The organism is Pseudomonas sp. AGC41 (assembly GCF_057334555.1).
On record NZ_JBHFJB010000023.1, the window covers coordinates 1 to 9664 of the forward strand.

General features: G+C 63.3%; 3 protein-coding genes. All 3 read right to left on the bottom strand.

The window, feature by feature from the left end; genetic code table 11:
- Nucleotides 1-348: 348 nt before the first annotated feature.
- The gene (locus ACE04F_RS04010) at nucleotides 349-2811 is read right to left on the bottom strand and encodes a TonB-dependent siderophore receptor (protein ID WP_486104999.1); all 2463 of its coding nucleotides are present in this window, start codon (nucleotides 2809-2811) and stop codon (nucleotides 349-351) included.
- Between the two features lie 331 nt (nucleotides 2812-3142).
- Nucleotides 3143-6349 (bottom strand): non-ribosomal peptide synthetase, encoded by a 3207-nt coding sequence (locus ACE04F_RS04015; protein WP_486105001.1) that lies wholly within the window; start codon nucleotides 6347-6349, stop codon nucleotides 3143-3145.
- The coding region (locus ACE04F_RS04020; protein ID WP_486105003.1) for a condensation domain-containing protein at nucleotides 6346-9664 on the bottom strand (3319 nt) is incomplete at its 5' end. The genes ACE04F_RS04015 and ACE04F_RS04020, both read right to left, overlap by 4 nt.

The window sequence follows — 9664 nt, forward strand, 5'->3', positions numbered from 1 at the left end:
CCTCGCGGTGGACGTTGATTTCGGCGCCCCGTTAACCACGCTGGCCGAGCGCAGGCATTGCGCAGTGGGCATCCCGGCATGGATGCCGGGATAGCCGCGCAGGGCCAGGGACGGCCCTTCGCGGCGGGCCCACGGAGCAATGCCGGAGTGAGGGCATGCCGAGCCTTAGCGAGGCACCGAGTGGTGGGGCAAAAGCGCTTTGGTTACTTTCACGCTTTTTGAAAGTGACTCGCCGTAAGGGCGAAACCATAAGCGGCCGTTACCAAAAAATTGGATATACACACAAAAAAACCGACCCGCAAAACCACCAGCGGATCGGCCTTTCACCACAGATCAGATCAGATCAGATCAGAACTGCGGCGTGTACTTCACGGTAAACATCAGATTCCTCGGATCACCGAAGTTGTTGTTACCGTTGATCTGGTTGTAAGCCGGCGTGATATACGTCTTGTCAAAGAGGTTGTTGGCATTGACCGCCAACCCGATCTCCGGCGTCAACTGATAGCCGACACGGGCATTCCAAACGGTATAACCCGGTACGTCATAGTTGAGGTCGTAGACCTGCGTATGGCTTTGGGTGGTGAAGCCCAGGCCCGCATTCACACGGTTCCAGTCACCGGTGAACTGGTAATTGCCCCACACGCGCAACATGTGTTTTGGCGTCCAGGTACTGAAGATGCTGCCTTCGTTATTCGGATCTTCCAGGTACTTGGTGGTGTTGTAGGTATAGCCCGCAAACAACTGCAGGTTGTCTACCACTTCACCGCTGATCTCGGCCTCGATGCCCTGGCTACGCACTTTCCCCGCAGCCTCGGAGCAGTTCAACCCGGTACAGCTGGGGATATTGACGGCACGGTTCTCATGGTCGTAGCGAAAGACCGCCAGGGAGGTGTTGACCCGCCCGTCCATCAACTCACCCTTGAGACCGATTTCGTAGTTGGTACCGACGATGGGCTTGAGTACCGAACCGTTCGGGTCAACGTTGGTCTGCGGCTGGAACACGTCGGTGTAGCTGGCGTAAACCGCCCATTCACGGCTCAGGTCATAGACGATACCGGCGTAGGGCGTGACCACCCCGGTTTCAGTCGCGGTACTTGGCGCGTTGCGGGTAATACCGGTCGCCCGTTCGGTATTCGATTTGTAGCTGAAGTCATACCAGCTGACGCGGGAGCCGAGGATCAGCGTCAGGTCGTCCACCGGTTTGACGCGCCAGGTGCCGTATACACCTTTCTGGCGGACGTCGTACTTGCTCAGGGTGCCCATGCCACCCGGGCTGTTGATCAAGCTCTCATAGCTGATGTCCGGACGGTTGTTGTCGAGGTCGAAGATAGTGTCGGTGCTGCTGTTGAAGGTCCGGGCGTATTTGTCGTCCGTCTCCAACTGAGAGTAGTTGCCGCCGAGCATGACCTCCTGCTCCATCGACAGGGCTTCGAATTTGCCGACCAGGTTCATGTCCAGGCCCACCTTGGTGGACTGGAAGTCCGTCACGAAGTCGGCATATTGCACGCGGCTGCCATCCGGCAGCAGGCCACCGGGGCTTTGCGTGCGCTGGTTTTTCGCTTGGTTGTCTTCGGTCATCTGCACGGCACCGACCTTGAACGCCCAATCCTCGTTGAAGCGATGCTCCAGGTCGGCGTACAGCGTGGTGACGTCGATATCGGAACGGTTCCAGCGCGCGCCGGTGTAGGTCGAGCGCGACACGTCCGGCATCGAGCCATCGGCGTAGCGTGGCAGGCCGCGGATGTTGCCCCGCGACTCGCCGTTGGATTGGCTGGCCGCGAAGCCCAGGGTGGTGTCTTCGCTCAGGTCGATGTCCAGCGAGCCATACAGCGAGTGGGTCTTGTTCCAGGCATGATCGACGAAGGAATTGCTCTGGTCTTCGTCGGCGACGATACGGCCGCGGATGTTGCCGGCCTCGTTCAGCGGGCCGCCGGCGTCCAGTTGCAGGCCGTAGTGATCCCAGGAGCCGGCCTTGCCGGTCAGGGTCACGGTCGGGGCGCTCTGGCCACGCTTGCGCACCAGGTTGACGGCGCCGCCGGGGCTGCCGGTGCCTTGCAGCAGGCCGGACGCACCACGGAGGATTTCCAGGCGGTCGAAGAAGATCAGGTCCTGGGTCGCCCAGTTGCCCAGCGAGTAGGTGTTACGCGGGATCGGCACACCGTCGTACTGCCAGTCGTCGATCTGGAAACCGCGCGACGAGAGGATCATGCCCTGGCCGACGCCCTGCAGGCCGACGATGCCGGTGGTCTGGTTGACGGCGTCCTTGAGGCTGACCAGGTTCTGGTCATCCATCTGCTTGCGCGTCATCACCGTGATCGACTGCGGAATCTCCTTCAGGGTATGAGTGCCCTTGCCGATGGTCACGGCATTGCTGGTGTACGAGTTGCTGCCTTCGGTGGTGGCTTCCGGCTGCTGCGCGTTGATGGTGGTCGCACCCAGTTCCAGGCCTGCGCCGGAGCCCTTTACCAGCATCAGGGTATTGCCCTCGAGGCTGTGGCGCACGCCGGTGCCCTTGAGCAATTCGGTGATGGCCGCTTGCGGACTCATCTTGCCGCTGACGCGATTGCTTTTCAGGCCGGCCAGTTCGTCGGCGTTATAGATCACTTGTTGGTTGGTCTGCTCGCCGAACGCTTTTAATGCCTGCGGCAGCGGTTGCGCAGGGATGTTGACGCTGACGTCTTCAGCCATCACCTGGGCGCTCAACGGCAACACGCAGACCAGCCCCAGGCCCGTCAACACCCGGCGCGAACGCAGGCCGCGGGACATGACCAGTGCCTTGAACAGCGGTTTCAACTCATGAATTGCCGACATCGTGCTCTCTATTATTGGTAGAAGTGAAAAGTCCATGGGGGCCGAAGGGCCTGCCGCTCGCCAGCACGGTGTACCTGCTGACCGCCCCCTCCCCGGGACAGTCATCCGGCTGGACGACAGCTAAATTTTTCCTGGACACAACCGGCGCCTGGGCAGCCCTGCCCGAGCCGATTTGCCCGCATACCTTAGTAAGACGCAGCACCCGGGAAAAACCGGAATGAGTTTATTTATCATTCGCGCAAAAACTTAAAAAAAAGCCGATGCGAACGGGCATCGGCCTCTTGTTGATTAAAGCGATCGTTCCTACGCGGAGCGTGGAACGATCTTCATTTCAGCGGCCTTGCGCAGCCTTGGCGACTTGCAGCTGTTGAGCCTGTTCGGTCAGCCGGGTTTTTTCCTCGGGGCTCAGCGCTTCCATGCGCAAACGCACCTGAGCGATTTTTTCCAGTTGCCCCGGACTGCCCTCCACCGCTCGCAAGGCCATGGCCAGCGACGCCACGGTCGGATGATCGAAGACCAGCCCCGGATGGATGTCGCACTGCAACAACTTGCGAATGCCGGCCACCAACTTGATCACCAGCAACGAATGGCCGCCGGCGGCGAAGAAGTCGCGCTCGATGCCCAATCGTTCAAGACCAAGCAATTGCGCCATGCGCGCGGCCAGCAGTTGCTCCAGCGCATCGCGGGGCGCGGCGTCCTCCTCATCGCTGATCGCGACCGCCAACTGCTGCAACGCCTTGCGATCGATCTTGCCATTGGCCAGCCGAGGGAAACGTTCGATCAGTTGCAGCTGCTGCGGCACCATCACGCCGGGCAGGCGCGCGCTCAGTTCGGCGCGCACGGCGTCGAGCACGCCCGAAGACCCGCCTTGCCGGGGCACGACAAATGCCAACAAGCCCGGCTCGCCGGGCAATACCAGCGCTTCGGCCACCTGCGGTACACGCAGTAGCTCGGCCTCGATTTCCGCCAGTTCGATGCGGAACCCGCGCACCTTGACCTGCTGATCGCGGCGGCCGTGCAACTGGATCCCGCCGTCCGCGCGATAACGCGCCAGGTCGCCGGTGCGGTACAGGCGCTGCGCCGGGTCGAACGGGCTCGGGATGAACGTCTGCTCGTCCGTCTCGGCATTCACATAGCCCCGGCACAACTGCGCACCGCCCAGGTACACCTCGCCCAGCACCCCCACCGGCGCCAGGCGCCTGTCAGCGTCCAGCACGTAGACCTGGTTATTGCCCAGCACCTGGGTCAGCGCCGAACAATCATCGGCAGCGCCGTCCAGCGCCAACCGATGGATCATCACTCCGACCGTGGCTTCGGTCGGCCCATAGTGGTTGAACACCCGGCAATCGCTGCGCAACCGGGCGATACGCTCGACCAGCGTCGGCGCAATCGGCTCGCCGCCAAGCACCAGGATGTGCGGCAGCGTCGCCTGCTCACTGTCGAGCAGCGCCGCGAGGTGCGACGGCACAATTTTCAGGCAGTCGATCTGTTGCTCTCGCATGAATCCGGCAAAGAGCGCGCCGTCCTGCATCTGTTCATCACTGGCCACATGCAAGGTCGCGCCATTGAACAACGCGCCGAACAGCGCCGTGTTGCCCAGGTCCGCCGCCACGGTGGAACTCAAAGCGACGTGTTTGCACTGGCTCAGCCCCAACGCCTGGCTGGCCTGGGCGGTGTAGTTGAGCAACTGCCGATGCTCGATCACCACGCCCTTGGGCACGCCGGTGGAACCTGAGGTGAACAGCACATAGGCAATGTCATTGCCCTTGGTCGTGAGGGCTGGCAACGGCGTGCTTGAAGCACGATCAAGCTCGGCGATTGCCAGCGCCTTGAACGGCTGCGCCTGCCAGGCCGGCAAATGCGATGCATCGGTGAGCAACACAGCGGCGCCTGCCTGCTCCAGCATCAACGCCTGACGGGCCTGGGGCCACTGGATATCCAGCGGCAGATAAGCCGCGCCGATGCGCCAGCTTGCCAGCATCGCGATCACCAGTTCCGCCGAGCGCGGCAAGGCCAGGGCGACAATCGACCCTTCGCCCAGGCCCTGGTCCATGAGGCCCTGGGCGACGCGCTCGACCTGATCTTTCAACTGACCGTAGCTCAGCGATTGACCCGCGTCGCTCAGGGCGATGGCGTCCGGCGTCTGCAGCGCCAGCTCGGCAATGCGCTGCGGCAGGTAACGGTTATCCAGCAATGCCTGCATCGCCGGGTTGATCGCCCGCAAACGCTGCTCCTCGGCGTCACCGAGCAAGTTGAGCTGCGCCAGAGGCGTGTGCGCAGCCGCGAGGATCGAGGCCAGCAGCACCTCGTATTGTTCGAGCACGCTGCGGACCGCGGCTTGCGAATAACCCGCGCGGGCGTAGCGGAGGTCGACCGCAACCGGTTGTTGGCTGTCGTCCAGTTGAATCTGCAGCAGCAATTCGAACGCATCCCGCCCAGGCAAGGGCTCCGTCGCCCACGTCAGGCCAGCGCTGCTGCGAACAGAATTCGCCGGGGCAATCGCGAAGCCATAGGCCGGATATGCCGCCTCCGACGCCAGTTCCGGCGTCCAGTATTCCTGCCAGGTGCGATGGGTTTCGAGACGCGTCGCCAGCTCCGCCAGCCACTCGCTGAACGGCGCGTCGGCGGGCAATGGAACGCAAAGCGGCAGGTTCTTTTCGAACACGCCGAAGGCATTGGCAAAGTAGTCATAGTCGCCACGGCTGTCGTGGCGCACGCCGACCAGCGCTTGCTCAAGGCCACCCAGGCGTCCCAGCAGCACCCACCATGCGCCTTGCAGCAACGTCGCCAGCGGTTGGCCGAGCTGCTCGGCCAACTGTTGCAAGGCGTCGCGTCGGGCCGGCTCGAAGATCAGCGAAATCTGCGCATCGGCGGTTCCACCACCAGCACGACGCGCAGCCAGCCACGGCGTGTCGATCGCCGTCTGCAGGCCGTGCAAATGCTGCTGCCAGTAATTTCTTGCAGTGCCGGCATCTTCATCCAGCACCACTTCGCTGCGCCACTCCAGGTACTGGGCAAACTCGCCGGGCGCTTCTTCCTCCGCCACATCGCCGGCGTAAGCCCGCCGTAGCTGTTCAAGCAGCAGGCTCATCGACGGCGCGTCAGCGCTGTGGCGGGCGATGCCCAGCAGCAGTTGCCATTGCCGCGACGCCAGACGATAAAGCCCAGCCTGGACACTGGCCGATTCGCCGAGCACAAAAGCCCGGCCGAGCGTTTCGCTGATCTGCGCCCGGACTTCCTCGGCCGGCTGTTCGCTGGCTTGTATCGTCAGTGGGAAGCGTCCCGCATGGGCCACCTGACGCAAACCGTGGAAACCGCCGACCTTGGTCAGTCGCGCGAGCAACATCGGCTGCCGCGCCACCAGCGTGTCGAAGGCGACCTGCAATCGCTGCGGGTCGAGATCACCGTCAATGACCACGTTCAGCCAACGCAAGGCCTCGCCGCAGGTCACCGTGCCCGACAGTTGCTCAAGTGCCCGTTGCTGCTCGGGCGTCAGGGCGAAACCCGCTTCCTGCGTGTCCATCGTCACCTCGTTCATGCTCCGCTTTCCTCGGTATTGAATGCGCCACGGACCGATTGCCCAGCGCCCGATGGACGCTCCAGGCTGGCGTGGTCGTACATATCGCCCATGGCGACGACGATCTTGCGCGGCCCCTCGTACGGGTCGCGGGCGTGGGCCACGAGCATGTTGTCCAACAGGATCACGTCACCTTTGTGCCAGTCGAAACGCACCGCGCAGGCTTCGTACAACTCACCGATACGCGCCATCACCTCGTCTTCGATCGGCGTGCCGTCGCCGTAGTACACGTGCCGGGGCATGCGCTCCAGGCCGTACATCGACAACAGGTCCTGGCGCACGTCCGGCTCCAGCCAATGGATGTGATGCAGCTGCACCTGGTTGAAGAAGGATTTTTCCCCGGTGATCGGGTGCGTGATGACCGCCGGCCCCGGCGTGCGGGTCTGCAGTTCATCGTTATCGAGCCAGCGCCACTGGATGCCGCCGGCCCGGCAGCGAGCCTCGACCTCAAGGCGATCCTCGGTCTTGAAGAAGTGCTGCCACGACACGTCGAGTTTGTCGGTGAAGGTACGCACGTACAGCAAGCCCTTGTCTTCGAACTTTTCGCGAAGGTCCGCCGGCAGCTTTTCGTACATCAGGCGGCAGTCCACCACCGGGGTCGCGCCGCCCACGGGCGCGGCTTGCTCGCAATAGAACATCTGCTTGCGCGGCCAGCGGTCCTGGTGGGAGCTCTCGTTGTGGAACAGGATCATCTTGCGTTCCGGGTACGGCGTGGACCGGTAGGTGTTCTTGCCGCCTTCCTTCTTCGGCAGATCGCCGTACTGGCCGTACAGCCCCGGCTGGATGGCTTCGGCGAACGCTTCGAAGCCCTGGATACCGTCCAGCTCGAAGCCACGGAAGAGAATGCCGGCGTGTTCGGCCAGCTTCTGCTCGATCAACGGCCGGTTCTGCCGGATCCACTCGATGACGTCCAGCTGCGGCTCGCCGGGCTCCAGCATCAGCGGGAAACGCTGGGGCGCCGCCACCAGCGATTCGCGCACCAACGCCGGCCGCGGCCGCGTGGCCGGGGTCGCCGAACGCTTGAGAAACTTGCCCAGTTTATCGGCCTTGGGCCCCGGGACGTTGGCAGGCGTGGCGGCTGTCGCCACGTTGTCGACTGGCATGCTGATAGCTCCCAATTGAATGTCCTGATCAGCGACGATCTGTTCCAACAGGGCCGTCCAGGCCCGGATCAGGTACTGGATGCGCTCTTGTCCGAACAAGCTTGTGGCGAATTGCCAATTACCGCGCAACTGCCCTTCTTCTTCGTCAACGAACAATGCCATGTCGAATTTAGAATGGTTCTGCAGCGCTGGCAGGAACTCGACGCTCAAGCCGGCCATGGAACGGGTGCGCACCGGCACGTTGTTCATCACGAACAACACCTGCAGCAACGGGTTCATGCCCTTGTGCCGCGGCACGCCTGCGGCCTCGACGATCTGGTCGAACGGCAGGTCCTGATGTTCCAGCGCGCCGAGCAGATGGTCTTGGGTCTGCGCCAGGAACCGGCTGAAGGCGACATCGGCGGCAAAGCGCGAACGCAACGGCAGGACGTTGACGAAGAAACCGATCAGGCGCTCCAGCTCGGGTTGTTCGCGTCCGGCCACGTCAGCGCCGACGACAAGATCCTGCGCGTCGCAGAGGCGGTGCAACAGCACCTGGAACGACGCCAGCAACGTGCTGTACAGCGTGACGCCGGCGTCGCTCGACAGCCGGCGCAACGCCGCGCTCAGCCCGGCAGGCAGCTCGAACTGCAGCGCATCGCCCGCAAAGGAGGCCGTCTGGCCGCGTGGATTGTCCAAAGGCGAATCAAGACGCCCGTGGTAACCGTCGAGCCGCTGCTGCCAATAATCGCCCTGGCGCGCCAGCACGCCTTGGTCTTCCAGCGCCTGCTGCCATAAAGCGAAGTCGTGATATTGGACTTCCAGCGGCGCCAGCGGCATGGGCTCGCCGCGCAGGGACGCTTCGTAGATCTGCACCAGTTCATTGATCAACAGCCCCATCGACCAGCCATCGGAAATGATGTGGTGCATGGCGTACAACAACACGTGCTCGGTCGGCCCCAGGCGCAGGATCCGCCCGCGTAGCAGTGGCGCCTGCTCCAGGTCAATCGGGGTACTGGCGTTGTCCAGGATCGCCTGGGCCACTTGCTCCTGCCGGGCACCGGGCGACAACTCGGACAGATCGACCAGCGGGAAATCCAGCCGGACCTCATCGGCAATCAGCGCCAGCGGATCGCCTTCGTCATCCTGAACATACGCGGTGCGCAGCACGGCGTGACGGCGTGTCACTTCGGCAAAGCTGCTCATCAGCCGCTCGACCGACAACTCGCCGCACAACCGCAGCGCCATGGGCATGCCATAGGCCGAGGTGCCGCCAGCCAGCTGCTCGGCGATCCACAACCGCCGCTGCACCAGCGACAGCGGTGCCGATTGCCGTGGCCCATGGGCCTTGAGTCGGACCTGGCTGGAATCGCCGGCCCGCTCCGCGCCGTCGCCGGTCTCGCTCATCAGCGCCGCCAGTGCCTTGAGTTGCGGATGGTCGAACAAGTCGCGCAGGCTCAGCGGATTACGCGTGAGCTTGCGCAACCGGGAGACGGCCTGCGTCGCCAGCAAGGAGTGACCGCCGCGCTCGAAGAAATGATCGTTGCGCCCAACCTGTTGCACTTCCAGCACTTCTTGCCAGATGTCGGCGATCTGTTGCTCCAGCTCGTTGGCCGGCGCCTCGTAACCGCCCCGCGAAGACCCGGTTTCGATGCCCGGCAAAGCCTTGCGGTCGAGCTTGCCGTTGGGGGTCAGTGGCAGGTGATCGAGGAACAGCCAATGGGCCGGGATCATGTAGTCGGGCAGGTGTGCCTTGATCTGGTCGCGCAGCGTTTTAGCGTCTCGCTGCAGCGCCGGGGCAACCACGTAAGCCACCAACTGCTGACCGCCCGGCCCTTCCTGGGCCAGCACGGCGACATCGTTTACCTCGGCTTGCTGCAGCAACCGCGCCTCGATTTCCCCCAGCTCGATGCGGAAGCCGCGGATCTTCACCTGATGGTCGAGCCGGCCCTGGTATTCGAGCACGCCATCGGCGCGATAGCGGCACAGGTCACCGCTGCGATACAGGCGTTCGCCGGTGGTCGAGAACGGGTTCGGCACGTATTTCTCGGCGGTCATCGCCGCGCGCCCGAGATAACCCCGGGTGAGGCCCGCGCCGCTCAGGTACAGCTCCGCCGATACGCCTTGCGGCACCGGTTGCAGGTTCGCGTCGAGCAGGTAACTGGCGGTGTGCTTGAGCGGGCGACCGATGTTT